This window comes from Microcoleus sp. S13_C5, from assembly GCF_036700845.1.
Taxonomy (GTDB): domain Bacteria; phylum Cyanobacteriota; class Cyanobacteriia; order Cyanobacteriales; family Microcoleaceae; genus Microcoleus.
Map to the genome: position 1 here is coordinate 84,197 of NZ_JAUBPR010000004.1, position 25,505 is coordinate 109,701.

Annotated in this window: 20 protein-coding genes and 1 pseudogene; 13 read left to right on the forward strand and 8 right to left on the reverse strand. The window is 45.8% G+C overall.

The window, feature by feature from the left end:
* The first annotated feature begins 73 nt into the window (after positions 1-73).
* On the forward strand, positions 74-988 hold the full coding sequence (locus QUA04_RS02440) for a PPC domain-containing protein (RefSeq protein WP_333253415.1): 915 nt from the start codon (positions 74-76) through the stop codon (positions 986-988).
* Positions 989-1,171: 183 nt separating this feature from the next.
* Here the strand turns inward: QUA04_RS02440 and QUA04_RS02445 are convergent, their stop codons facing one another.
* Both QUA04_RS02445 and ribD read right to left on the reverse strand, forming a co-directional pair.
* Positions 1,172-1,783 carry a hypothetical protein gene (locus QUA04_RS02445; protein ID WP_333253418.1) on the reverse strand — a complete coding sequence of 204 codons (612 nt, stop codon included), beginning with the start codon at positions 1,781-1,783 and terminating at the stop codon, positions 1,172-1,174.
* Between the two features lie 52 nt (positions 1,784-1,835).
* Positions 1,836-3,011: a bifunctional diaminohydroxyphosphoribosylaminopyrimidine deaminase/5-amino-6-(5-phosphoribosylamino)uracil reductase RibD gene (ribD, locus tag QUA04_RS02450; protein WP_333253420.1), complete on the reverse strand. Its 1,176-nt coding sequence runs from the start codon at positions 3,009-3,011 to the stop codon at positions 1,836-1,838.
* An 11-nt stretch (positions 3,012-3,022) separates the two neighbouring features.
* Between ribD and QUA04_RS02455 the strand changes: the two genes are divergently transcribed.
* The 3 genes from QUA04_RS02455 to QUA04_RS02465 all read left to right on the forward strand — a co-directional run bounded on the left by QUA04_RS02455 (position 3,023) and on the right by QUA04_RS02465 (position 4,591).
* Positions 3,023-3,208, forward strand: coding sequence for a hypothetical protein (locus QUA04_RS02455; protein WP_333253422.1), 186 nt, complete (start codon positions 3,023-3,025; stop codon positions 3,206-3,208).
* Entirely contained in the window at positions 3,205-4,065 is an 861-nt protein-coding gene (locus QUA04_RS02460) for an FAD-binding domain-containing protein (protein ID WP_333253424.1), read from the forward strand. The genes QUA04_RS02455 and QUA04_RS02460 overlap by 4 nt, the downstream gene beginning before the upstream one ends.
* A gap of 112 nt (positions 4,066-4,177) precedes the next feature.
* Positions 4,178-4,591 (forward strand): hypothetical protein, encoded by a 414-nt coding sequence (locus QUA04_RS02465; RefSeq protein WP_333253426.1) that lies wholly within the window; start codon positions 4,178-4,180, stop codon positions 4,589-4,591.
* Positions 4,592-4,686: 95 nt separating this feature from the next.
* Here the strand turns inward: QUA04_RS02465 and QUA04_RS02470 are convergent, their stop codons facing one another.
* Complete coding sequence (locus QUA04_RS02470) at positions 4,687-5,226, reverse strand: cyclic nucleotide-binding domain-containing protein (protein WP_333253428.1); 540 nt, start codon at positions 5,224-5,226, stop codon at positions 4,687-4,689.
* Between the two features lie 148 nt (positions 5,227-5,374).
* Here QUA04_RS02470 and QUA04_RS02475 point away from each other — a divergent pair, with 148 nt between their 5' ends.
* The 7 genes from QUA04_RS02475 (at position 5,375) to QUA04_RS02505 (ending at position 16,925) form a co-directional block, all read left to right on the forward strand.
* A complete protein-coding gene (locus QUA04_RS02475) occupies positions 5,375-5,671 on the forward strand; it encodes a hypothetical protein (RefSeq protein ID WP_333253430.1) in 297 nt (98 codons plus the stop codon).
* A 213-nt stretch (positions 5,672-5,884) separates the two neighbouring features.
* Positions 5,885-6,994 (forward strand): hypothetical protein, encoded by a 1,110-nt coding sequence (locus tag QUA04_RS02480; RefSeq protein WP_333253432.1) that lies wholly within the window; start codon positions 5,885-5,887, stop codon positions 6,992-6,994.
* Positions 6,995-7,226: 232 nt separating this feature from the next.
* Complete coding sequence (locus QUA04_RS02485) at positions 7,227-7,502, forward strand: hypothetical protein (protein WP_333253434.1); 276 nt, start codon at positions 7,227-7,229, stop codon at positions 7,500-7,502.
* Complete coding sequence (locus QUA04_RS02490; RefSeq protein ID WP_333253436.1) at positions 7,495-7,836, forward strand: type II toxin-antitoxin system PemK/MazF family toxin; 342 nt, start codon at positions 7,495-7,497, stop codon at positions 7,834-7,836. The genes QUA04_RS02485 and QUA04_RS02490 overlap by 8 nt, the downstream gene beginning before the upstream one ends.
* A gap of 64 nt (positions 7,837-7,900) precedes the next feature.
* Entirely contained in the window at positions 7,901-11,020 is a 3,120-nt protein-coding gene (locus tag QUA04_RS02495; protein WP_333253438.1) for an AAA family ATPase, read from the forward strand.
* 562 nt (positions 11,021-11,582) lie between these two features.
* A complete protein-coding gene (locus QUA04_RS02500) occupies positions 11,583-14,891 on the forward strand; it encodes a PAS domain S-box protein (RefSeq protein ID WP_333253440.1) in 3,309 nt (1,102 codons plus the stop codon).
* Positions 14,892-15,050: 159 nt separating this feature from the next.
* A complete protein-coding gene (locus tag QUA04_RS02505) occupies positions 15,051-16,925 on the forward strand; it encodes an adenylate/guanylate cyclase domain-containing protein (protein ID WP_333253442.1) in 1,875 nt (624 codons plus the stop codon).
* A gap of 225 nt (positions 16,926-17,150) precedes the next feature.
* Here the strand turns inward: QUA04_RS02505 and QUA04_RS02510 are convergent, their stop codons facing one another.
* The 5 genes and pseudogenes from QUA04_RS02510 to QUA04_RS02530 form a co-directional block, all read right to left on the reverse strand.
* A complete protein-coding gene (locus tag QUA04_RS02510; protein WP_333253444.1) occupies positions 17,151-19,346 on the reverse strand; it encodes a restriction endonuclease in 2,196 nt (731 codons plus the stop codon).
* A 10-nt stretch (positions 19,347-19,356) separates the two neighbouring features.
* Positions 19,357-20,124: a YebC/PmpR family DNA-binding transcriptional regulator gene (locus tag QUA04_RS02515; protein ID WP_333253446.1), complete on the reverse strand. Its 768-nt coding sequence runs from the start codon at positions 20,122-20,124 to the stop codon at positions 19,357-19,359.
* A 145-nt stretch (positions 20,125-20,269) separates the two neighbouring features.
* Positions 20,270-20,908 carry a histidine phosphatase family protein gene (locus QUA04_RS02520; RefSeq protein WP_333253447.1) on the reverse strand — a complete coding sequence of 213 codons (639 nt, stop codon included), beginning with the start codon at positions 20,906-20,908 and terminating at the stop codon, positions 20,270-20,272.
* A gap of 448 nt (positions 20,909-21,356) precedes the next feature.
* A pseudogene (locus QUA04_RS02525) lies at positions 21,357-22,439 on the reverse strand (IS630 family transposase).
* Positions 22,440-22,665: 226 nt separating this feature from the next.
* Positions 22,666-24,066, reverse strand: coding sequence for an NB-ARC domain-containing protein (locus tag QUA04_RS02530; RefSeq protein ID WP_333253450.1), 1,401 nt, complete (start codon positions 24,064-24,066; stop codon positions 22,666-22,668).
* 413 nt (positions 24,067-24,479) lie between these two features.
* Here QUA04_RS02530 and QUA04_RS02535 point away from each other — a divergent pair, with 413 nt between their 5' ends.
* Entirely contained in the window at positions 24,480-24,980 is a 501-nt protein-coding gene (locus QUA04_RS02535) for a hypothetical protein (protein WP_333253452.1), read from the forward strand.
* Positions 24,981-25,013: 33 nt separating this feature from the next.
* Positions 25,014-25,451: a hypothetical protein gene (locus QUA04_RS02540; protein ID WP_333253454.1), complete on the forward strand. Its 438-nt coding sequence runs from the start codon at positions 25,014-25,016 to the stop codon at positions 25,449-25,451.
* Positions 25,452-25,505: the final 54 nt, after the last annotated feature.

The following is a 25,505-nucleotide window of genomic DNA, read 5'->3' on the forward strand; positions in this document are numbered from 1 at the left end:
ACAAAACTTTGATGTAAACTGGATTTTCGATCGTGCAATTTCCAGACTAAAGTCCAGAGAGATTTTTTTAATAATGCTAACCCTCAGAACACTGTTCGACAGCAAATTTTATCTCGAAAACAACCCAGATGTCGCCGTAGCAGTTGCCAGAGGCACGGTATCGAGTCCCTTCGATCACTACCGAAAAATTGGCAAATTTGAAAATCGCGACCCGAATGCCCTGTTCGACGCCAGCTATTATTTAGACACCAATACAGATGTAGCGGTATCAGCCAAACTCAATGGCTTTTCAGCAGCCGATCACTTTATTAGATTCGGTCAATTTGAACGACGCAACCCCAACGCTTTCTTCGATGTTAATTTTTATCTAGCAAGCAACCCAGACGTGCAGACAGCAGTCCAAACAAATCAATTTACCCCATTTGAACACTACTTCAAAGCCGGTCAATTAGAAAACCGCAAAGCCAGCGTTTTCTTCGATCCCAGCTTTTATCTAGAGAAATATCCGCTGGTAGCAGCAGCAGTCCAAAGCGGCGCAGTTAAAAGTGCGATCGACCACTACATTCAATTCGGTCAACAAGAAGGACTGTTGAGCACTCTCCCCGATCCCGCCGACAATTTGAACGCAGCAAAAAGCCTGGGCCTTCTCACAGAAATTCAAACGGCGAGCGATTTTGTAGGAAATGCTCAACCAGCCGACATTTACAGTTTCATCCTCAATACTCCCAGCCTTTTTAGTGCAACTGTTGACGGTTTGAGTGCAGATGTTGATGTTGAATTAATTCAAGATATCAACGGCAACGGCGCAGTTGGATTAGACGATATTATTGCTTCGTCTAACAATTTAGGCACGTCTTCAGAAAAAATTGTCAGCAATGGGCCTTTACCTGCGGGGACTTATTTCGTCCGCGTATCTCAATTTCAAGGCGATACAAATTATGACTTGAGATTGCTAGCCGCTCCTTCAGAAATACCGCCCCAATTTTAAAACCAAATTCACGTATATAGCAAGCCTAAATCAGTCAAGAAAACCCACACTTCTGCTCACTTCTCCTCTCTTCCTTCGCGGTCTTTGCGCCTTCGCGGTTCGTAAAAAAAATCGGGTTCACCAATGATTTAGACTTGCTATAAAACCGGTTGCAAAAAGGGCGATCGACAATTTGCCCTGGTTTCACTTATTAGTTGCTGGTACCCTGGGAGAGGGCAAAGCTTGAACAGGTGTCGGAGGCCAATTAGAGCGACTTCTGGTTAGAGTAGTAGACACCAAAGCATAGCCCAAAACAGCAGGAAGCACGATCGCACTCAGAAACACGATCGTCGCAGCCCAAGTCATCGCATTCGAGATCGGGCCGTAATGAGTGCGGTAAGGGTCAAACGTTGGTAAATTAGGCTTGGGGGCGTCCCGCAGCGCGATCGGACGTTTGAACCGCACCCGCCTGTCGTCTAGCTTTTCGAGCAAAATCCAGCCCACTTCCGCCTCTTCCCGGCATAGCTTGTGAAAAATCGCAGGATTGCGGAACAAATCGTTGCTAGCCCGCACAATCTTGTACTCCCAAACCGTCAAATCAACAGAATGGGGTTCAGAGTTGGGAGTGCCATTGGATCGTGCATTTTCCGGCGCATTAAAATTATCCTCTTGAGATTCGTACCGAGTCAAAACTTCCTCCTCCTCATCGCATTTTTGCCCCGCATCCAATTGCTCGTGGCTCACCAAAAGACCCACAAGCGCAGCCTCCAAGCCGAGACTGCCAATCATCAAACTCCAAATCAGAATTTCAACCATAAAAGGAGTTAAAAGTTAAAAATCAAAAACTCAAAAGACTCGCTTTTAACTTTCAATCTTTAATTTTTAAATAGCCTTCTACCACACAATCTGCACCCACTGTGCGCCAAGAAACCCGCTCTAAAGTCAAAGCATCAGTCATTGCCAAAAAGCCCAAATCTCCTACAGGAGTTGGAGCTCCTTGACCACCGACAATTTTAGGAGCAATAAAAGCCATAATTTTTTGAACTGCACCCTCAGTAATTGCCTGAGCCGCCAAAGTGCCGCCGCATTCCCAGAGTACAGAAAGAAAAGATCGATCGTACAAATAAGCCATAACATTAGTCGGCGTCAGCGGCGAGAGCTCCACAACTTCCACCCCTTTGGCGATCAAAAATTCCTGAAATTCGCGGTTAACCCCAGGCTCAGTCAGCACCAAAGTAGCCGCCACAGAGGTTTCCCACAACCACGCCGACTTCGGCAAATCCAGAGTGCGGCTCATCACCACCCGCAGGGGATTATTCCTATCAGGCTGGTGACTCGTCAGTAGGGGATTGTCCAGACGCACCGTATTTCCCCCAACAATCACAGCATCGCAGCCGACGCGCACCCGGTGTACCTCGCTTCGAGCCTCCTCGCCTGTCACCCAAGCGCTGTGGCCGCTACTGGTAGCAATTTTACCGTCCAAAGTCATTGCATATTTCAAAATTCCAAAAGGCCGGCGGTACAAAATCCGGTGCACAAAAGCCTCGTTGAGTTTCTGGCAAGCTTCCCCTTCCACTCCCGCCACCACTTCAATGCCAGCCTCTCGCAACCGGGCCAGCCCAGTTCCAGCTACCAAAGGATTCGGATCGACCATGCCAGCCACTACTTTTGCCACCTTGGCCTTAACTAAAGCTTCGGAACACGGAGGAGTCCGCCCGTAGTGGTTGCAGGGTTCCAGGTTCACGTAGACAGTCGCTCCTTCGGCGAGTTCGCCCGCTTCCCGGAGCGCAAAAACTTCGGCGTGAGGTTGACCGGCACCGGGATGAAACCCTTCGCCGACAATCTTGCCGTCTCGGACAATTACAGAACCGACAAGGGGGTTGGGTGCGGTTTTGCCGAGAGCACGGCGAGCCAATTCTATGCAGCGGCGCATCATGGCTCGATCAAACTCTTGAACTTCGCTGTTTTCCAGTTGTTTTGTACCTTGCTGCTGTCCGTTAGCTAAGCTGGCGATCGCTTGAGCGTCCGCCGGAAAAGTTTCCATGAGATTTTGGTATGATATCTATCCCTGAGTGTACTGACTTTGATGCTAATTTTGGCTACGAACCGACGATCAATTGCTGCTGGGGCAAACTGTACGTTACCAGGAGATCGTGGCAATGGATGGGCGATCGACCAGGCACGCCGGAACAAATAGCTTTAACATTAGAAAAGAATAGCAGGCGCTTGAGAAAACCATGAGTCAGGAGATGAAGCGGGAATTTGCCAGCCGCGACGAATTAATTGCCTACCTGCGTGAACAGTTCCCCGAAGCCGCCGCCCGGGACAGCAGCGTACCCCCGATCCTAGGCGGGCGGAAAGCAGCCGAGACAGCCCTGCAACAAATTGACCCCAGCAAATACGGCTCAACCCGCAATTTTCTCAACGGTGCGGTAACGCGCTTGTCGCCCTATTTGCGCTACGGGGTTTTGAGTCTTGCGGAAGTCCGGGATGCCGTACTGGAGAAGGTGCGGCATCCAGAAGAGGCAGTGAAACTTGTCAACGAGTTGGGTTGGCGGGATTATTGGCAGCGACTGTATGCCGAATTGGGCAACGGGATTTGGGAAGACCGGGAACCCTACAAAACTGGTTACACTGCTAAAGATTACAGCGAAACTCTCCCGCAGGATGTCGTCGAGGGCACGACTGGTTTGGTTTGCATCGACAGTTTCAGCCGCCAGTTGCGAGAAACTGGTTATTTGCACAATCACCAGCGGATGTGGACTGCCGCTTATCTCGTACACTGGCGCCGCGTGCGTTGGCAAGTCGGGGCTCGCTGGTTTTTGCAACATTTGCTAGATGGAGATCCGGCAAGCAATAATCTTTCTTGGCAGTGGGTAGCAAGCACTTTTAGTCACAAACCTTATTTTTTTAATCGGGAAAATTTGGAGCGTTACACTAAGGCGGTTTATTGTCGCGATTGTCCTTTTTATGGGCAATGCGATTTTGAGGGAACTTACGAATATTTGGAAGGCAAGTTGTTTCCTTTGGGAGAAAAGGTCGATCGCAGCGGCGGTTCTAAAAGTTGGGATCGGCCTAAAAAAGGTCGCAGAAATTAAAAAGTCAGTTGACTGTTGTCAGTTGTCAGTTGTCAGTAGGCAGTTGTCATAAGTTAACAGTCAACAGTCAACAGTCAACAGTCAACCGTCAACCGTCAACAATTCGCAATTTATGAACAATCCGATTATTTGGCTGCACGGCGACTGCTTGAGTCCTGAAGGCCCGGCTTTTCAAGCGCACCCAGAGGCATCGGCAATCTGGGTTTGGGATGATGCGCTCATTGATGAATGGCAGTTGAGTCTCAAACGAATGGTGTTTATTTACGAATGTTTGCTGGAGTTGCCGGTAGTTATTCGGCGGGGCGATGTGGCGGCAGAAGTTATCGCTTTTGCGATCGAATCCGGCGCGAATCAAGTGGTAACTACCGAAAGTCCCAGTCCTCGGTTTCAGGATATTTGCCGGGAAATTAAGCGATCGCACCCAGTAGAAGTTTTGCCACCGGAACCCTTTGTCCGCTACGATGGTTACATTGATTTGAAGCGTTTTTCCCGCTATTGGCGCGTCGCTGAAAAATATGTTTTCTAATTGGAAAGTGAGAATTGGGAATTGGTAACTACAAATTGGTAACTGGGAATTGGTGTTAAATCCATTAAATCCTGTACACTGCTTGTTGCCAAACTTCAACTCCCCTTCAAACGCTCCAACAGCCATTGAAATCTCGATTCCGCCAAATCGGGATTTTCGGCATTTTCCGGGAGAGCGTCCTCGTCGTTGGGTTCTTCATATATTAAACCATCACTATCATCGCCGAAGCGTTTGACTGTACCCCGCAGTCTCGACGACAGAAATTTGGTAATCGCCCGATAAAAGCGCAGCGAAAAAAGCACGTCTTGCTCGAGTTTTTCAGTTAGCAGCCGCCGGGGAATTGACAGGATGAGGCACTCTTCAATTGCCGTGACGCTAGCAGAAGGAAGCCTCCCGTCTACAAAAGACATTTCGCCCAAAACTTCCCCGGAAATAATTTTTCCAATTTCTTTGTCGCCCAAAGATGATACAGCAACGCTCAAAGTTCCCTCTAGAACTATGTACAGGGCGTCTAAGGGCTTACCTTCGGTGATCAGAGTTGTGCCGGGGAGGAGTTGGGTGCGGGTGCCGTTGGCGAGCATCCAATCGATGTCGCGATCGCTCAATTCGCCTAATATGACTAGAACTTTGCTCATAAAGTCAGGTTGAGAGGAGATAATTTGTATTTTTTTACTTGTTTAGTTGCGTGCTGTTGTTAGATGGTCAGACCCTGAGCGAAAGCGAAGGCTAAACTTTACAAATAGAACACTAAATTTTACACAATTTTCATAATATTCAGTAATTTTGACACGATCGATCCACAAATATTTCTCGGATCGGTGGTATTATTCTACATTAATTGTCATGGACTGTGCAGCAGCCGATCGCGTTGTATTAACTGCACTTGCTGTGGACGGCGGGGCTGCCAAAACTGTTTTGAAAGCTTGTTGTCACTTGGTTTCGAGCTGGTGCGCCCTCAAAAACCGGATTTTTCCGGCGTGGCTGCGAGTGCAGCGCCCCCAAGTACAGTATTGTAGAATGCAAGCCAGACGCACGATCGACCCCTCAATTAAACAGGAGCAAGGGTGCAATCATCCCTAGGATTGATTTTTTGCCGATCGCTCTGTAAATTAAAATTAGCTTCTAAACCCACCGTCCGTTCTTGAATCTAATCAGCTTGAGAGTTGACTATTCAACGGTAAAATGGCAATCTAGGAACAACACAACTCATATTTGTGTCTTTTTTTAGCAAAGCTCTCGACGGTCGCCCTCAAACACTTACACTTTTAACACACCCTTCAGTGAGGAGTTTCTATGAATAGTCTATTTTCCAAGTCTACTTTTGCGTTAATAAATCTTGCAGCTTTAGCTGTTTGTTGCAGTACCATGTCAGCGAAAGCTGAAACTGGCAACTTGCCCGATGTCGCTACAACTGCAACAATAGCCGCTCAAAATATTGACCAAATTTCTGAGCCGACGGCAACTTCAGCAGTTAAACTCGAGGCAGAAACAACGGCTAGTAATAAAAAAATTGATTCTATCAGTTGGAGCGAACTAACAGAAGCGGCAGAGCCAGCAGCCTCTGAACCGGCCGCCAACTTGCAAGTATCTATTGCTGCACCAGAAAAATCAGAAGCAGCAACATCTGAAATTGCTGAGACAGAAACAGCGCAAAATACCTCCATTGCTGCTGAGACTGAAAAGTCGGAAGAAACCGCTAAAATTGCTGATAATATCGTCAACGTGGAGTCAACGATCGAGACAGCCAAAAAGAGCGATCGATCTACCTCAATTGTTGCCGAGAGCAATAATCTTGAAGTAACAGCAACGAAGGAAGAAAAAGAAGTCCAAACAGCACAAGAATTGTTGAGCAATCCTGTCAGCACTTCCGCCTCAGCTTTGACAAACCAACCGAAAGTTGCTGAAAAACCGGCAACTGCCTCAAAAGCAACTGAAAAAGTGGCTCAAGGAACTCAAATCCGACCAGGCCGAGCTACCCGTTCTGGGCCCAGCTACATCGGCATTGGCGGCAATGTAGGTTTTGGCGGAGATTCAGCCTTAGGCGACGGTTCATTTGCGATTATTAGCAAAATCGGTTTGACGAACAATTTGTCGGTGAGACCGACTGTTTTGTTCCGCGACAACTTAACTCTTTTAGTTCCCGTTACCTTCGATTTTGTATCTCAAGAAACCGTCGAAGTCAGCGATGATTTTGTGATTCGTGCTGCTCCCTATGCAGGTGCTGGCGTGATAGTTACTACCGGGGATGACGGTAATTTTGGCTTCCTGATTTCGGGGGGTGTAGATGTGCCGCTGACGAGAAATTTAACAGCAACAGCGGGACTGAATATTGGTTTTGTTGACGGAGCTGACGTGGGATTGTTAGTCGGTGTCGGCTATACGTTCCCGAATATTGCCCGGTAGTGTTGCTGTTTGAGCAAACGCAAGACAAATAAATAGGCGCGGGGTTGGCTGTAGGAATACAGTCAACCCTTTTTGATGATGGAAAATCTTCCTATGCGATCGATGTAGGGTGCGCCATAAGCACAGACCGGTAATGTAGGTTGCGTCATAAGCACAGAGCGCTGATATTGATTTTTGTGAAAGATATAATGATGGTGCGATCGCACTTTCTCAGCAACCACCCGAAAAAACCGTGACCAAAACAGAAATCTTAGCAGCACTCAAAAATCTGACAGCAGAAGAACGTCTAGAAATCATCGAAACAGCTTCGCGGATGATGCGCGAAGAAATAGAAGAAAAAGCCCAGCGCAAAGCCGAGAGAAAACGGAAACTCAGAGCCGCAGCAGAAGCAGCAGTCAAAGATTATATGCCGGGAGGTGCTTTACATGATTTGTGGTCGGCTGACAGCGAACCCTATTTTGAATCCGAGGAAGAATACCTTAACGCAGGGATAAAAACTAATGCGTAGAGGCGAAATCTGGCTGGTTGCGCTTGAACCTACTGTGGGCGCCGAAATCGGCAAAACCCGTCCGGTAGTAATTGTCAGCGATGAAACGGTTGGAATTTTGCTGCTTGAAGTTATTGTTCCCATCACTGACTGGAAAGAGCGATACACCGAGAGAAATTGGATGGTTCGACTAGATCCCAGCGACGAAAATGGCTTGACTAAACTCTCCGCCGCCGATACTTTTCAAGTCCGTTCCGTCTCGCAACAAAGATTTGTCCGACAACTCGGAACCCTGTCCGAGACAATTATGGAAGAAATTGCAGAAGCACTGACAATTGTTCTGGATCTAGATTGAATAACTAGGCAACAGCGTACAAATAGTGTTATTTATAGATAGATTGTATGGCGCGATGGCCTAAATGATTCCTATACAACTTACACTCAAAAATTTTCTCAGCTATCGCGAAGCTGCTTTAGACTTTCGCGGCTTGCACACTGCTTGCATTTGCGGGCCTAACGGTGCTGGCAAATCCTCCCTCTTAGAAGCCATGTCCTGGTCACTTTGGGGCTGTTGCCGCAGCGATACAGAAGACGATATCATCCATATCGGCGAAACAGATGTGCGCGTTGATTTCACTTTCTCCACCGGCGGCCAAATCTATCGCGTGATTCGCAACCGCCGGCGCGGACAATCGGGAAGTTTGGAATTTCAAGTCAGCTTGAATTCGGCCGAGAGTAAGGAAAAACTTAATTTTCGCACTCTCACAGACAAAGGTCTGAGAACAACTCAGCAAAAAATCCTCGAACACATCAAACTAGATTACGATACTTTCATCAACTCGGCGTATTTGCGGCAGGGGCGAGCTGATGAATTTATGCTCAAAAAGCCGATCGAACGCAAACAAGTTTTAGCCAACCTGCTCAAGCTCGACTCCTACGATACTTTATCCGACCAAGCCAAAGATACCTCCAAACAATTTAAAGCTCAAGTCGAAGTGCTCAAACAGAGTTTGCTAACCGTACAAGAGCAACTGCAACAAAAAGAGGCGATCGCCTCCGAACAAATTCAATTGCAGCAAGCAACAGATTTGCTTCAGCAGCAGCAGCAAGCCGACACAACCGAGTTACAGCAACTGCAACTCCAGCACCACAACCGCCAAACTTGGCAAAAACTCCTCGCCGGCCACCAGCAACAGCACTACAATATCACTCAAGAATGCCGCCGCTTGCAGCAAGAACTCAGCGCAGCAAAACAGCAGCAAAATGAGCTACAAGCCCTCCTAGGGCAAGAAAAGGAAATAACAGCAGGCATTGCGTATTTCCACAGCTTGCAAGCCACAGAAGAAACTCTGGCTGGCAAATTCAAAGCTCACCAACAAGCCCAAAATCAGCGTCAGCAATTGCAAGAACAGCAACGGCAAGAACTGAGCTTTTTGCAAAGCAAAATTCAGCAGTTGCAAGCTCAATTAGAGGTTTTAGAACAAGATGAAAAAGATGTTCTGGAAATTCTCAAACAGCAGCCGGAGGTTGATAAAGGACTCGCACAGTTGCAAGCAGTTCGATCGCGCGTCAACGAACTAGAGCAACTGCAATTGCAAGTTTCGCCCCTCTTACAACAGCAGCAGCAAAAGCAACAAAAGCTCGATCGGGCCCGCGCCGGTTTAACCGCCCGCTTAGACGAAATCAACCGACAGGTGCAAGTTCAGCAGCAGCAGCGACAGCCACAATTACAGCAGGAAATCTCGGCTATCGCCAATCAAATTTTGCAGTTGGAAAACAAGCGAGTTTATCAGCAGCGAGTCCGCGAAAAAGGTCAAGAAAGGCACGACTTTCTAGGAAACCTGCAAGCCAAAAGCCGCGACTATCAAACCAGACTCGCCGAGATCGACCAAAAACTGCAACTGCTGCGGAAACATGAAGGAGAAAAAACCGCAGGTGAAGGTAAAGCCTCGAATTTTGCGGAAAACGAGCCATCGAATTCGCCTTTAATGGTGCGGGATGCAAATTTTGGCAATTGTCCTTTGTGCGATCGACCTTTAGACGAACACTACTGGAATTTGGTAGTCGCAAAACACCACTCCCAACAGCAGGAAATCTGGAACCAACTGTGGGTTGTGCGCGAACAGTTGGCCGTCTCGGAGCGCGAAATTCAAGTTCTCAGACATGAATACCGCGAACTAGAAGAGGAATTAGCGCCCTACCAAGAATTGCGGGAACGCCGCAGCCATTTGCAAGCACAATTAGATAGCCTGGGCCAAGACGAAAACCGGCTGCAAAGTATGCGTCAAGACGCTGCGGAAATAGAGCGGTTGCTACGCACCGGCGAGTATGCAGCCGATGACTTGGGCGAACTCCAGCAAATTGAACAGCAACTGCAACAGCTCAATTACAGCGATCGCAGCCACTCCCTCGCCCGCAGCGATGAAAAGCGCTTGCGGTGGGCGGAAATTAAGCAAGCTCAAATCAAAGATGCTCAGCAGAAACTGAATAAAATTAATGCCCGCCGCCCGGATTTGCAAACTCAATTAGCCACAGTACAGCAACAGTTAGAACAGCAAAAAAATAGCTCGGAAATACAGCAGCAAATTCTGTCTTTAGATAGATACATTGCGGAAATTGGCTATAATTTGGAACAGCACGAACACGTCCGCAGCGAAATGCGCCGATCGCAGTTTTGGATCGCCCGCGCCGAAAAATTGCGATCGGCAACTGTGCAGTACCCGCAAGTGCAGCAGCGGGTTAATGAAATAGCAAATTCCATTGCAGTGCGCGATCGAGATTTGCAAGCTGTCAGCGCTCAAACTGCCGCGATGAACCAGCAATTGCAAGAACATCCCGATCCCACAGCCAGAATAAGTGCGATCGAACAGCAAATGAGTCGCCGCCGCCAGCAGCTAGATCAACATTTGGGAAGTCTCGGACGCCTCCAGCAGCAGCAGCAAAATCTGGAGAATCTGCAAGTTCAGCTAGTAGCTCAAAAAGAGCAAATGCAAGTTGCTAAACGCCAGCAGCGAGTTTATCAAGAGTTGGGTCAAGCCTTTGGTAAAAACGGCATTCAAGCTTTAATGATTGAAAATGTTTTGCCTCAACTCGAAGCTGAAACCAATCAGATATTGTCCAGATTGAGCGCCAATCAATTGCACGTTCAATTTATTACTCAGCGGGCTGCTGCTTCTAAAAAAGCAACTAAATTGATTGACACTTTAGACATTTTAATTGCTGATGCTCGCGGTACTCGCGCCTACGAAACTTACTCGGGCGGTGAAGCTTTTCGGATTAATTTTGCGATTCGGCTGGCGCTGGCGAGACTGCTGTCTCAGCGGGCGGGTACGGCTTTGCAAATGTTGATTATTGATGAGGGGTTCGGGACTCAGGATGCTGAAGGGTGCGATCGGCTGATTGCTGCAATTAATGCGATCGCCTCGGACTTCGCCTGCATCCTCACCGTTACCCATATGCCCCACCTGAAAGAAGCTTTTCAAGCCAGGATTGAAGTAAGCAAAACTGCTCAGGGTTCTTCCATCAGCTTGTCAATTTAAAAGGGTTGACGAGCCGGATGGAACGAGGAGAAGAAAAAAAGTTCAACATAGCAGTATTTTTACTGAAGAAGAATTCTGAATTTAGGAGGCAGAATCCAGAATGAATTCTGTGCGACTGGATGGAGAATCCAGGTTTAAAGCCCCCGATTTTAATCGTGTAGCCGGAAAAATTCTTTCCGTGACCGTTACCCCTGACTTGGGGCATGGGATATTCTGAATTCTAAATTCTGTCTTCTGACTCCTTATCATCTTCTGTTTTCTTTGGGCATTCGGTATTTTCACCTTTTGTTTTCTGGATAAGTGCCTAATGCTTTCGGTTGTACTACTTTCAAACCAGAAGGCAACTGTATGCCCGTGCCCCAAACCATAATGGAATCAGTCATTGCCAATCTAAAATCTAAAATCTAAAATGGTATTAGTCGTCTCCCCATCGGCTTTTTTGGGCTGCTGACTTTGTTAAAAAAGCTAAATTGAAAATAACATTATAGAATAAGAATGGCTCAAGCTATTTATAATTTTTTATTGTTCTGTCCGCTCCCTGGGAATTTGGATATTGCCACAGATGACAACAGACTCTTTCAACCTGTCTCTCCTACAACGGGCGATCGCAGCGTCGAGCAACAGCATCCTAATCGCCGATGCTCGCAAGCCTGACACACCTATTATCTACTGCAATCCTGCTTTTGAGAAACTGACGGGTTACAGTACCCAAGAAGTTATTGGACGCAACTGCCGATTTTTGCAGGGCCCCGATACCGATCAGGCCGAATTAGACAAACTTCGCAGCAGTTTACGATCGGGGACGGAAATTCAGGTAGTTCTCAAAAATTATCGCAAAGACAAAACTCCTTTTTGGAACGAATTAATGGTTTCCCCCATCCTAGACAATGAGGGAAAATTAACTCATTTTATCGGAGTTCAGAACGATATTACCAAAAGAGTAGCAGCCGAAACAGCCAGGGAAGAAAGCGAAGAAAGATTGCGCGTGATTGCCCGCACGACTCCCGTTCCCATGTTAATTACGCGCCTAGAAGACAGCCTTATTTTGTATGCAAATCCTGCTCTAGGGGAAAGTTTAGGGTTAAGTTATGAACAACTTATTGGGGGGGGGAAACTTGATTTTTATGCCGATATCAACGCTCGGCGTCACTTGCTAGAATTAGTCAAACAAAACGGCTTTAGTGACAGCGAACAAATCTGCCTCAAGAAAGCAAATGGCAGTTTTTTTTGGGTCAAAATGTCGATGCGAGCGATTAATTTTAATGGCGAAGCCGCAATTTTATCGGCATTTTACGATATTACCGATCGCGTAGAAGCAGAAACAGCACTACGGCAAAGCGAAGCGAGGTTTCAAAAACTAGCCGCCAACGTTCCCGGGATGATTTATCAATTTCAGTTAGCAGCAGACGGCGCTATGTCATTCCCCTACGTCAGTTCCGGCTGCCGTGATCTCTGGGAATTAGAACCAGAGGTACTCCAAAATTCAGCTATTCCCGCCATCGAAATGATTCATCCAGACGATGCGCCAAGCTTCCAGGAATCTGTTGCTATCTCAGCTAAAACTTTAGAGCCTTGGCGGTGGGAAGGCAGATTTGTTTTTCCGGGCGATCGGATTAAGTGGATTAGCGGGGCTTCGCGACCAGAACTGGGCGAAAAAGATAACATTATTTGGGATGGCTTGTTGATTGACATTAGCGATCGCAAACTTGCAGAATCAGCACTGCGGCAAAGCGAAGCCAGATTCCAAAAAATGGCCGCCAACGTGCCGGGAATGATATATCAATACTTGCTGCATCCCGACGGTTCCGATGAATTCATTTATGTGAGTTCCGGCTGTTGGGAACTCTACGAATTAGAGCCAGAAAAAATTCAAGAAAACTCCCGTTTAATGTGGTCAATGGTGCATCCAGAAGACCTAAAAACTCTGTTAGAATCAATCGCAATTTCCGGCGAAACTCTCACACCTTGGATATATGAAGGGCGGATCGTAACCGGATCGGGAAAACTGAAATGGATTCGCGGCATCGCCCGCCCGGAAGCGCAACCTGGGGGCGATATACTGTGGGAAGGGGTGACAATCGACATCAGCGATCGCAAGCTAGCAGAAATCGCCCTCAGCGAGTCAAAAATCGCCCTGCAACAAGCCAATCAAGAACTGGAAAAGCGCGTCCTAGAACGCACGGAAGCCTTGGAAACCTCCCAAAAAATGCTGTGGTTGGTAATCAATAACATCCCTCAGTTAATCGCCTGGAAAGATCGAGATTTAGTTTACTTGGGAGGTAACAAAAACTTTGCCAAAGTCGCAGGTTTCAATGACCCCAGTGAAATCGCCGGTCTCACCGACTTCGATATGCCGTGGAAGCCGGAAGAAACAGAATTTTTTCGAGCCGGCGACCGCCGCATCATGGCAACCAACACCCCAGAATATCACATCATAGAATCCAAAATGCAAGCCGACGGCACCCAGTGCTGTCTGGATACAAATAAAATACCTTTACACGACAATTCCGGCAATGTTGTCGGCATTTTGTCTACGTTTGAAGACATCACCGATAGGCTTTCCCTAGCAGCTAAAGTCCGTGCCAGCGAGGAACTATTTCGCACAATTTTTGAAGATGCACCCATCGCTATCTACTTAGCCAATTTAGATGATAACAAGTTAGTACGAGTCAATAAAACTTACTGTGAAATGCTGGGATATACCGCAGCAGAATTGCTCGCCAAAACATTTATTGAACTTGGGCATCCCGACGATTATCTCAAAAATATCCAAGTTGCTGATTCTCTTGAGCGGGGAGAAATTACTCACTATCAAATCGAACTCCGCCAGATTACCGCTACAGGTAAAATTGTTTGGGTAAATGTGACAGCTACTTTGATTCGAGACGGTGAAGGAAAACCTATTTACAACTTAGGGATGATTGAAAATATAACCAATCGCAAAATCTCCGCCGCCGCACTCCAAGCTTCCGAATCTCAATTAAGAAAACAAGCCGCTCAATTGCAAGAAGCCTACGAACAGCTACAAAACGCTCAAATCCAATTAGTTCAATCCGAAAAAATGTCGAGTCTCGGTCAGATGGTTGCTGGGATTGCCCACGAGATAAACAATCCAGCAACTTTTATTAACGGCAATATTTCTCACACTTACAACTATTTTCACGATTTAATTGAACTGTTAAGTCTCTACCAGGAATGCTACCCGTCCCCAGGGCCTCAGATTGCTGAAAGAGTTAAGGAGTTAGAGTTGGATTTCCTGAAGGAAGACTTGCCAAAAATGCTAAATTCCATGAGAGTAGGAGTAGAAAGAATCAGTAATATTGTGTTGTCGCTGCGGAACTTTTCGCGACTGGATGAATCAGAAATGAAGTTGGTAGACCTTCATGAAGGAATTGACAGTACGCTGTTAATTTTGCAGCACAGATTGCATCATGCAAGTATAAAAGGCGGGATTGAAATCATTAAAGAATACGGAAAAATATCCAAGATTTACTGTTGTGCGGGTCAGTTAAACCAGGTCTTTCTAAATATTATCAGCAATGCGATCGACGCTCTAGAAAACCAACCGGAACCTCGGACGATCGTGATTCGCACCCTCATGAAAAAAGCTGGGTTGAAAAGCCACAGTAAAAACCAGCTCAGTGATTGCGATCGCATTGTAATTTGCATCGCCGACAGTGGCCCGGGAATGAGCGAAGAGGTTCGCAAGCGGTTATTTGACCCCTTCTTCACCACCAAGCCCGTAGGGGCTGGAACTGGGTTAGGATTATCCATCAGCCATCAGATTGTGGTAGAAAAACATAAGGGAAGCCTGCGGTGCATCTCAGCGCCCGGACAGGGAGCGGAATTTTGGATTGAAATCCCCTGTTGAGCGATCGTCCATTAATCTAAAAGTTTAAATATCTAACTTTTAATTCCCAATTGCCGTCGGTGCTTGAGTTATCAGGGTTTTGAATTAACCGCACTCAGAGGCCGGAACAAATCGCACTCAGCGGTGTGCTAATCTGCTGCCCTTATTCGCTAGGCAATTATGCTGAAAAAACTACCTTTATCCTGGTCTCGCTACATTCCAGCCGGGTTGACGCTGGCTTTGGGTGTCGGACTGTCGATCCTGGCATTCGCCTTGGTTTGGGAGTGGGAAGACAACCGCCGCGACTACGAAATGCACCGCCGCATCGACGATATTTCGATCGGCATCGAACGCCAGCTTAACTCCGACTTAGATACTGTTCTCGCCCTCAGCGACTACATGAAAGCCTTCAGCGCGGTCGAGCGTTCCTCTTTTGCCCGGTTTGTCGCCCGTCCCCTATCCGTCCACCCCAGCCTGCAACTCCTGGCTTGGGCCCCCCGTGTCCCCAATTCGCAGCGGCGCAACTACGAAACCAAAGCTAGAACCGAAACAGAGCCCAGCTTCGAGATTACAGAGCGCGGCCCGCGAGGAGAACTCCGCAAGGCCCTCCAGCGTTCCGAATACTTCCCGGCTTTCTACGTCGAACCACCAGCCGGAAACGAGACAGTATTAGGCTTTGACCTCGCCTCCCAGCCAGAAATCCGCGCCGCGCTCGATCGAGGGCGCGATACTGGGGAAATGATTGTCACCAACTACATCGGCTTAACTCATGGCAATTCCCAGGAACAGGGTCTTTTGTCTATAGTTCCGATTTACGAAAATAGCAGTCAACCCACTACCCTGGAATCCCGTCGCCAACTGCTACAAGGATTTGTTCTGGGCGTATTTCGAGGCAAAGATATTTTCCAAACCTCTTTAAAAGGACGCAATACCGACTACCTCAATATTTATCTCGTTAGCGAGGCTCCAGACAAGCAAGAAGCAGGATCACTGTTACCGCAAAGGGCAAACCCGGTTCTCAAAAATCTCCCTGCTGAGAGGCGAATTCAGCAATTTGGGGTGCAGTTCCAATCCGCGAGCCAACAAGTGCTTCCAGCATCAGCCACTGCTGACCTAGCCATGATGCAAAACTGCCCGATTCTTGACAATCCAGGCCCGAACTATACAGCTTGCAGAAGGCGACTGAAAATTAGCGGCCGCCAGTGGTCTATGTACGTGTCGGCAACGCCGGAAATTCGCAGGATTCGCAAGCACTGGCGGTCTTGGGGAACTCTGACGATGGGGATGCTGTGGACTCTGATTCCGGTGACATATATGCTGACATCCTTGAGCCGCACCGCCCAAATCGAAAAGCTAGCCCGAGAAAGAATTCGTCAAGCCGAACAGTTGCAGGCTGCTTACCTACAACTGGAACTCGAACAAGCTAAATCCGAGCAACTGCTGCTGAACGTTTTGCCGGCAGCGATCGCCCTGCGTTTGAAGGACAATGAACACAATATCGCCGAAAGTTTTGCGGAAGTAACTGTGATGTTTGCCGACATTGTGGGGTTTACAGAGCTTTCGTCGAGAATTTCAGCGACGGCAGTGGTGGAAGTGCTCAACGATATTTTTTCGGCTTTTGACCACTTGGCCGATCGCCACGGTTTGGAGAAAATTAAGACTATTGGTGACGCTTACATGGTTGTCGGTGGTTTACCTACGCCCCGAAAGGATCACGCCGAGGCGGTTGCGAACATGGCGATCGATATGCTGCACGAAATTCGGCTCCTGAGTTTAGAACATTCGGAACCTTTCAGCATTCGGATCGGGATTAGCAGTGGCCCTGTCGTTGCGGGCGTCATCGGCTTAAAAAAGTTTATTTACGACCTCTGGGGCGACACAGTAAATATTGCTTCACGCATGGAATCCCACGGGATTACCGGCTGCATTCAAGTCACCGCCGAAACCTACGAGAGATTAAAAGATAAATATACTTTTCAGAAGCGCGGCGCTATTCAAGTTAAGGGCAAGGGATACATGGTTACTTATTTGCTCACTGGGAAAAAAGATTATTGACACTCCCCGCTCTTTCATATCAAATCCGTTAGCATCGGAATAGTAAATTAGAGTTCACTGTTCACAGTCAACTGTTCACGGCGTCAACAGTCAACATCATAAGGAGTGTAACCGGAAATGATATCATAGACGGGGATTCTTGGGGAGCATCTCAATTTTTGTAAAAAGCATCTTTGGTATAAGCAAGCGAGGGGGGAAGCTCGCACTAGAAAAGCTTGCACACAGTTATTTTTTAGCTCGAATCACTAAATCAATTAACTGTTCTCTTCCCCAGAGTTGTACCCCATTCGCTTGAGCCAGTTTATGAGCATTGGATGTAAACATACTGTTTGTAATAACGATCGCATCTTGCGCCCCGTAATACTTAACCGCACTAACCACTTCTTGCACGGCGGAATTTCCCACTTTTCCTTGATAGCGTTTTGCCTGGACAACGGTTTTCTTGCGGGCTTTAGAGAGAATCAAGTCCGCACCAAAATCCCCCGTTTTGGGTGTCATTTCGACCGCATAACCGAGATTGCGGAAACAGCAGGCTAAAAATTCCTCAAACTCTTCTCCCGTCATGCGATCGACCTGATCGATTAAATACCCAATCTCTGCCACTTCTAACCGCGTAGAACCTGCTAAAATCTGCTTGAATTTTTTCAGCAGAATTGCACTCAACTTAGTAGAAGGAGAATGAGAAGATAAGGGGGGAGCTTGTGATTCAGTATCTATTAAATTCGCAATCTTTGGCACGTCTAATCGCCCAGCAACTTTTATGATTTTTTGGAAATTTTGCAGCAGACTCGAACTCAACTTATTAGTAGAAGGAGAATCAGAAGATAAAAAGGGAATTTGTGACTCAGCTTGGACTTCAGTTTGTGCTTCAGTGGGTGGCGGTACAGCATCCTCGATCGAAGTTTGCTGGGCTGGCTTTTGAGCTTGCTTTCTTTTGCTCAAAACAGCCCGTTGAATTGTCAGCAAAATTTTCCCCTCTTGTTGATTAATTTCACCGTCAGCCTCGATTATCTCAGTGCATCGCTTTAAAAGTGGTTCGGCAAAGTCAAGTTCGAGTTGTGCGAGTAAAATATCCAACTTGGGAAGCAATTTAGACTTATTTGTCACAGCTTCAATCTCAGCTAAAGTCCTGGGATTTAAATTCGCCGCTCGTAATTCCGGTAATAACTCATCCCATCGGGTGAATTTTTTGCTGGCATAGACGACATACACCAAAATCCAATCCATTACCGTTTCTTGTGCGATCGCTGTCTCTAAATATTGCTCACTTTCCGCTTGCAATACCTCTTGTAAATCTTCGAGCTTGGTTTCGATTTCCGAGGAATCGAGATGCGCTTCATAAAACCGACAAGCACCGTATCCCAGCGCGTAAATCATTGTCGCACTGGCGCTAGCATTAATTACCGCACCCGCCAAGGGAATATTGCTGACAAGCGTAACTCCAGCTTCGATCGCTAAATTGCTACCCAAGGACAAACCAAAAATAGCGACAACTTCTGCTTTGCGATCGCTTGATCGCAAATCCATGCCATAGGCGGCAGCAATTTGATAAACCAACTCGGCAGATAACGCCGTCATTGCCGCTAAATCCATGCCAGACAACGCCAAAGCCACGCCGGGAACTAAACTGCTCACCAAGCCACTTCCTGCCGCTAGCAAGGCTTTTTCCACCATCAAGTGATGTGCGATCTCTTCGGGTTTCTCGTGAGGATATTGGCGCTGTAACTCTCGAACTTGCGCCTCGGCATTTACGACGTCAACAGCATCTATAGCATTAACTAACCAGTCGATTTTGAACTTTTGGGTCAGTTTTTTCAGGATAGGACTCTGCGAAATAAAAACTAGGGATGAACCAAAAAAATTGGGAACTTGCATTGCTGCACTTCCCGCACTCGCCGCTGCATTCCCTACCGCACTCGCGGTATTAACAAAAATCGCACTTCCAGCACTCGCCGCTGCATTCCCCACCGCACTCGCCGTATCAACAATCGCACTTCCAGCAGTGCCGGCGGCATTCCCCACCGCACTCGCCGTATCAACAATCGCACTTCCAGCACTCGCCGCCGCACTCCCCACCGCACTCGCGCTTGTAGAGACGGCTCCGAACACGGAACCGAACCAATTGGATGTATCCTCTGGTTTAGCCGGCACATTCGATTTGGCTCGATCCTTGGTTTCTGATACTTCGGTTGCTGAGAGAACTTCTTGTGAGTGGGTGCTGTCTATTTTGCTTTCGTTGTTATCTAGCATGGCTTTACTGTGGGTTGAGATTTTCAATGCAGCTTTTTGAGCAATGCGTTGGATTGACACTCCCCACTCGCGTACAGATAGGGATTCGTTTCCTGGTAATAGTGTAGTGCGATGTCCCGCTGGCGATTTTTCGTCTTTTGCAGTGCCAGCAGGACGATCCCAATCCCTCATTTTTCAACCATTAAACCATGACCGAAGACATCAATTCATCGGTCATTTCAAAATTCGCCGTCACACTTTGCACGTCATCCAAATCTTCGAGTGCATCCATTAACTTAAGGAGCGATCGAGCTTTTTCAGGAGTGTCTATTTCCACTGTATTGCTGGGAATCCAGCGAGTTTCCGACTGCAAAACTGCAAATTTTTTTTGTTTCAAAACATCAGCCAGTTGTTCCAAATGAGCCACACTTGTAAATACCTCTGCACCTTCAGTATCCTCATCAATTAATATCAAATCATAAGATTCCGCAGCCGCCTCTAGCGACGCTTCAAACAATTGTTCCTCATCAATCGGGCCGCGTACCGTACAAACTCCTTTGTGGTCAAACATCCAGCCCACACAACCAGTTTCGCCCAGGTTGCCGCCATTTTTAGTAAAAGCTTCTCGCAAGTCAGCCGCTGTGCGGTTGCGATTGTCTGTCAGCGCTTCAATCAGAATAGCAACCCCGCCAACGCCGTAACCTTCGTAGCGAATAGCTTCTAATTCCGAACTCCCCCCCGCCAAGCCAGCACCTTTGGCGATCGCCCTTTCTATGTTTTCATTAGGAATACTCGCCGCCTTCGCTTTTTCTATAGCCGTCCGCAGTTGAAAATTGCCAGCGGGATCGGGAACTCCGCTGCGAGCCGCGACAATAATTTCGCGAGATATTCTAGCAAAAACCTTGCCTTTAACGGCATCAACTCTAGCTTTTTGGCGTTTAATATTCGCCCACTTACTGTGTCCTGCCATACCTATTTTAGATTTTCTATTTAAAATGTGCGATCGAGATTAAAGAATAACACCCAGATTCGGACTAATCAGATTAACGTAGGGTGCACCTCAGCGCACCTTACACACATAGCATAAAATGCGATTTTTCGCACGAATCTCAACTTTAATTAAACCGGATCACGGTTTCAGAGTCAGTCAGATGAGAAGTATCGCCATTAAGTGCGATCGACCATCCTTCCTCACCCCGCACCACTTTCACCAAACAGCACAAAGAAGCGTTAATTTCCGTTTCAGCACAGCCCGCCAGCCCGATCGCAGTTCCTAAAACCGACGCACCGTGACCTACTAATAACATATCTTCTGGAAACTCAGCCGCGAGGCGTTTAGCAGTTTCCCCCGCCCTTTTGAGACAAGCTTCCCCAGTTTCGGGATAATTAGCAATACCGCCTTTATAGGAAGCATCAATCCGGGGAAAACGCCTGCACAAAGCTTCGACCGACTCAGTTTCCGGCATTTCTGTCATCCATTCCGGATTCAGCCATTCGCACAGTCCCCACTCTAGTTTAATTGATAAATCGAGAGCTTCAGCCGCGTGATTTGCTGTTTGGACAGTTCGCAGAAAAGGGGAAGCAAAAATATGAGAAATTCCTTCACCTTTGAGGCGATTGGCGAGTTGTTTAGCTTGAACGTGACCGTCTTCGGAAAGGTGGGGATCGTAGCGGTGTTCTGCGGTGAGAAACCAGTCGGGGTTAACGAAGTCGATGCGGTTTCCGTGTCGTGCGATCCAGACTGTTTGTGGCATGAGTTGGTTTGAGTTTGGCTTCTAGATGTAATATTATATCAAAGTTTGTTAATTTGATTTGTTGCGAAGCTATTGATGAGATTTTTTTAACCGCAGATGCACCCAGATAGACGCAGATGGATGGTGGATTGGGTAAGGGGTGATGAGTGCGATCGCTTTGGCTGACCTTAAACCTTTGACAGTCACTTATCTAAGGATAAATTTACTAATGAATCTAAAGGATAATATAGCCAAGTAAGTTTTTTAAACGGAATAATAAAAAGGGTTTACTAGACCTCGGGCAAAAATATATGTTATAATTAAATGTATTGAATTTTAGGCCTGACAGCTAACTCATAATTGTAAAGTTTTGACAACAAATTACAACGGATATCATAACGGCGGCGACGATTTCGATAACGACTTGACAAAATTTTGAAAACTTTTAGACTCCTAAGCTGTTGCACATTTAAACTGTGATAAAAGCATTACCCTTGTTTTTGCTTTTGCGACCCAATTTAATTATTAATTGCCCTTCCTTGAAGAGGATATGCAATAAATACTCTAGCTCTTCAATTGATGTAAAAAGTCGATGGGCAATATATTCTTTTGTCGAATGCAATGCTAATTCAATTAAGTTATAGTCTGGGCTGTATTCGGGGAGAAATTCTAAATGAATATTAGGCATTTCTATTTCAATTCTTTTCAGGTACTCTTCTTTCTGATGAAAACTACCATTATCAATAATAATAATGATCACTATTTTGGCTTTTTTTTTAGCAAATTCGGAGGCGTGATTACCTGCTAATACCCATTCATTGATTAGCTCTTAATAAAAGAGTTTTAGCACTTGATAAAAATTATATGAATTGCCTTCCTTGAGAACTCTAACCACTTTTTTTATCCGAATTCCTCACTCCTCCCATTACATTAACTCTGTCTCTTCTTAGGTTTCCTCGGACTTTTTTTGGCTTCCCTTTTTACACCAATTCTTTATTCGTGTGACTCTTAAACTAAATCCACTCTCCTCCCAAAACCCGACCTGTAATCTTTCTGGCGTTGATTTTTCTACTTTTAAATATTCGGCTATTTTTATTTTAAACCCTGTTTTTTTTCGGGATTTATCTTGGACTCTAGGCTATACCTAGCCCAGATATAAACATAGTTTTTTTGCTTTAATATCCTCCGCACTTGTCCTCTACTTAATTTTATTCCTGTGCATTCTTCTAAGTATGTTGCTAATCTCTGCGCTGTCCATCGTCCCAAATTATATCCTACTTCTTCAGGGTCTTTCTCTAGAGTTTTTAATAAAATTTCTATATATTTATTTGTGGCTTTTTTGTGATTACCTTTCATCCTCTCATCTATTAGACCTTCGAGATTTTCTGGGTATCCCTTCACACACTCTTTTAAATACTTTGTTGACTGAGTAACCTAAAAAATCAGAGACTTTAGATTGCGTTTTGTCGTCCTTGAGCAATAATAAAAACAGAATTATTTCTCTAATTTTTGCCTTATCTTCATCTCTTAAGGCTTTTTGTAGTTCCTCTATTTGTTCGGGATTGAGATGTTTTTTTTGCTAGCATTTTTGTATTGATTGACTAAACTAAATTTTTATTATACGCTATTTAAAGGCACAACAGCTTATTTTGCTCTCATTTAGGTAGATATTTAATACAAAATCCTGGTTAAATATTCCTCTTATTTCTTAGTCCGCGAAGGCGGAATTTGTTTGTCTAGTAGCGGTTTAAACCGCCGGATAATCAAGGTGGTATCTATTATGCCACCATTTTAACATACTGTTTTAACACAGGTGGAATCGTGAAAACGGTTTCTGTTTCACAGTTCAATTTTGCGAGCATTCCCCGCCTTGCTAGAGATAGAATTGCTTTACATAATTCGCCTTGTAATCCTTGAGATTTTGCCATCCATTGGGTAAACGAAATCGGCTCACTTTCATTACTAAGTTGCGAAATCGCCTGTTTTTCTATTTCCGACAACCGCTGATACTGCTGCTGCAATATCGGGGTCAATTCATCGCTTAAAAATACTGGTTGATAGCTTAAATATTGAGAGACTCTACCGCCAAATAAGTTGTTAATGGTTTGAGCGACTAATTTTAACCACAGGGGATTACCTTGATAAAGGTTAATCAATTCTGGCCAGTATTCTTCATCCAACAAACCTTTTTCTCTAAAAATTTCTGTGGCGGCTTCACCTAAACCACTTAATTGTAATAAACATACTGCTGAATTATCGTCGGTGAATGTGATGATGTCTGAGGGAGGTTCCCAAGTATTGAGGATTAAGCAGCTATTGTGGGGAATTTCGCCGATGAGTTTAAATAGGGTTCCGTAGTTTTCATATCCGGGTTTATAATTTCCTGCAAGTTGCCTGCTGCTGAGAATTTGCTGCACGTCATCGAGGATGATGAGACAGCGATTTTCGCGCAATGTTTCTATTAGGATTGACAACTGAGCATCGATGTTGGCGGAAAAGTTAATTTCTGTGCGATCGGATAGAAATTGAATCAGGTTTTTGAGGGTTGTTTCGAGGGGTGGGGAGGTGCGGAGACTGAGCCAGATGATGCGATCGAATTGAGTTTGAATTTGGGGGATGAGGTGACGGGCGATCGCACTTTTGCCGGTGCCTGCCATGCCTGTGATGGTGAGGAGGCGGCAGTTTTGGCGGGCGATCGAGTTTTCGAGGGCGGTGAGGGGCGAGTTGGGGTAGTTGTAGAATGTTCTGAGTTCCGGTGCATCTCTTAAATCGAGTCGCGGTTTTTGTTGGGTGTCGTCTTGATTCGAGGTTGGTGTTGGGGGTGAGTTTTGTGGAGCTTTTGGAGGCTGTGAGGCTTCTGTGCAGACGTTTATATTCCCTTTGTGGACAAGGTTAAAATAACCAGAATTTGAAATTTTAGAGATTTCATATCTTTCCATTGTGGAGCTAAAATTGGATTTATTAATATCTTCCTCTAAGATTTTTGAAAGAATTTGCCATAACTTTGATGCAATATTTCTGACATGGCGTTCAGTACAATGAACCTCTTGGGAAATTTCGGAGTATCTTTTACCTTGCCAAGTTCCCCGTACTACTGCCTGTTGCAGATCGTCTAGGTGTTTGCCCGTCTTAGTGAACACCAAGCCATCGGCCAACCTTAAGAGTTCTTGAACATCCATTTATTGGGTAGGTGTAGGAAGTTTTATCTATTGTATCAGACTTTTTCTGACTTTTTCTGACTTAGGAGGGCAAAATGTGACTTTTAACGGCTAGCTAATTTTATCAACTACTGGCCAATTGTGACATTCTCCTACTGGACAATACATAAAAATTAAAGTTAAACTTTTTAATGAGGGGCATTAAAGCAAAAAATTGCTTAAAATGTGGTTGCGTCAGTGAGCAAAGAAGTAAATAAAAAGGCTCATAAATTAGTTGTACCCTTAGTTTTGACATGGGTAGGAGTGCCGGTGTTAATCCGCCTGGGTTTGCTTTTTTATCAAGCAGCTTTTTTAATAATTGCAAGACGTTTTGGGGCTTTTCACCTCGTGAAATGTTCGTAAAGATTTGGTAATTTCCAACAGGATAAAAAAATATGTCTAGTGCATTATCCCTACCGCAAGCTAATTTAAAAATGGCTCTCTGGCAAGTCGATGCTGATGCAATGAGTAGCAGCGACTTGTATGTGTGGTTAAATGATATCGGCTTGCCACATGAAGTCTCGATGCGGCTGCATGAACTCGCCACATACACGAAAAAAGCTGCTAACAAAGTTTTACTTATAGGCAAAATTCTCCTCATTAAAATCATAGAATTTGTCAAAGCGCATCCCCATTTAGCGATAGGGGTTGCTGTTGGTGTCGCTGTAAGAATTTTGGCAAGTTCGATACCATTTGTCGGCCCGTTATTAGAACCTTTGGCAACAGCGCTGGGTATCCCAATTGGTGCAATAGCTGGCCACCGACTCGATCGAGGCAAAGAGGTGTCTGATGGAATTATTGGAATTGTTCAAGAGATTATTGAGATTGCCAAAGATTTTTTTCAATTACTGGTAGACGTTTTCAATACAATTTTCCGCAACGTCATCACTGCTTAACTGCCAAAATTAGCAAAAAAATTGAGGTCTAATATGTCGGCAAATAAAACGCCAACCAAAGAGCAAATTCTGAAGTCAATAGAGCAACTGAAAAAAAATCCACATGATAAATTAGGGATTTTAGCAGATATTGGCATTGGTGTGGTGGGGGCTGCCGGTGCTGGTGCGGCGGTGGCAGCTTTCGGTGGTGTACCAGTTCTATTTGGGTTGTGGGTCGTTGCACCTCCCGTAGGATTAGTTGTTGGCGGTGCAGCTTTAGGTGCTGCTGCTCTTGTAGGGGTAAAACGAATATTTGATGGCAATTTTGACCAGGGAAAACAAGCAGAAATACTTAAAAACTTAGAAAAACAGCTAACAGATATTGAAGAGAAAGAAAGAGCCTATAACCTGAAAGACAGCGATAAAACTAAATTTATTGTTTCCTTGAAAGAACCCGTCAGGCTCGATTTACAGCACTTCCGGATGTTATGAGGTACAATAGAATCGACTAAAAATAATATACCAATGAAAGCATACTCAGTAGAT

Coding starts and splice junctions, on each gene's coding strand:
- QUA04_RS02440 (WP_333253415.1), top strand. CDS start 74: ATGCTAACCCTCAGAACACTGTTCGACAGCAAATTTTATCTCGAAAAC.
- QUA04_RS02445 (WP_333253418.1), bottom strand. CDS start 1,783: ATGGTTGAAATTCTGATTTGGAGTTTGATGATTGGCAGTCTCGGCTTG.
- ribD (WP_333253420.1), bottom strand. CDS start 3,011: ATGGAAACTTTTCCGGCGGACGCTCAAGCGATCGCCAGCTTAGCTAAC.
- QUA04_RS02455 (WP_333253422.1), top strand. CDS start 3,023: ATGATATCTATCCCTGAGTGTACTGACTTTGATGCTAATTTTGGCTAC.
- QUA04_RS02460 (WP_333253424.1), top strand. CDS start 3,205: ATGAGTCAGGAGATGAAGCGGGAATTTGCCAGCCGCGACGAATTAATT.
- QUA04_RS02465 (WP_333253426.1), top strand. CDS start 4,178: ATGAACAATCCGATTATTTGGCTGCACGGCGACTGCTTGAGTCCTGAA.
- QUA04_RS02470 (WP_333253428.1), bottom strand. CDS start 5,226: ATGAGCAAAGTTCTAGTCATATTAGGCGAATTGAGCGATCGCGACATC.
- QUA04_RS02480 (WP_333253432.1), top strand. CDS start 5,885: ATGAATAGTCTATTTTCCAAGTCTACTTTTGCGTTAATAAATCTTGCA.
- QUA04_RS02490 (WP_333253436.1), top strand. CDS start 7,495: ATGCGTAGAGGCGAAATCTGGCTGGTTGCGCTTGAACCTACTGTGGGC.
- QUA04_RS02495 (WP_333253438.1), top strand. CDS start 7,901: ATGATTCCTATACAACTTACACTCAAAAATTTTCTCAGCTATCGCGAA.
- QUA04_RS02500 (WP_333253440.1), top strand. CDS start 11,583: ATGACAACAGACTCTTTCAACCTGTCTCTCCTACAACGGGCGATCGCA.
- QUA04_RS02505 (WP_333253442.1), top strand. CDS start 15,051: ATGCTGAAAAAACTACCTTTATCCTGGTCTCGCTACATTCCAGCCGGG.
- QUA04_RS02510 (WP_333253444.1), bottom strand. CDS start 19,346: ATGAGGGATTGGGATCGTCCTGCTGGCACTGCAAAAGACGAAAAATCG.
- QUA04_RS02515 (WP_333253446.1), bottom strand. CDS start 20,124: ATGGCAGGACACAGTAAGTGGGCGAATATTAAACGCCAAAAAGCTAGA.
- QUA04_RS02520 (WP_333253447.1), bottom strand. CDS start 20,908: ATGCCACAAACAGTCTGGATCGCACGACACGGAAACCGCATCGACTTC.
- QUA04_RS02530 (WP_333253450.1), bottom strand. CDS start 24,066: ATGGATGTTCAAGAACTCTTAAGGTTGGCCGATGGCTTGGTGTTCACT.
- QUA04_RS02535 (WP_333253452.1), top strand. CDS start 24,480: ATGTCTAGTGCATTATCCCTACCGCAAGCTAATTTAAAAATGGCTCTC.
- QUA04_RS02540 (WP_333253454.1), top strand. CDS start 25,014: ATGTCGGCAAATAAAACGCCAACCAAAGAGCAAATTCTGAAGTCAATA.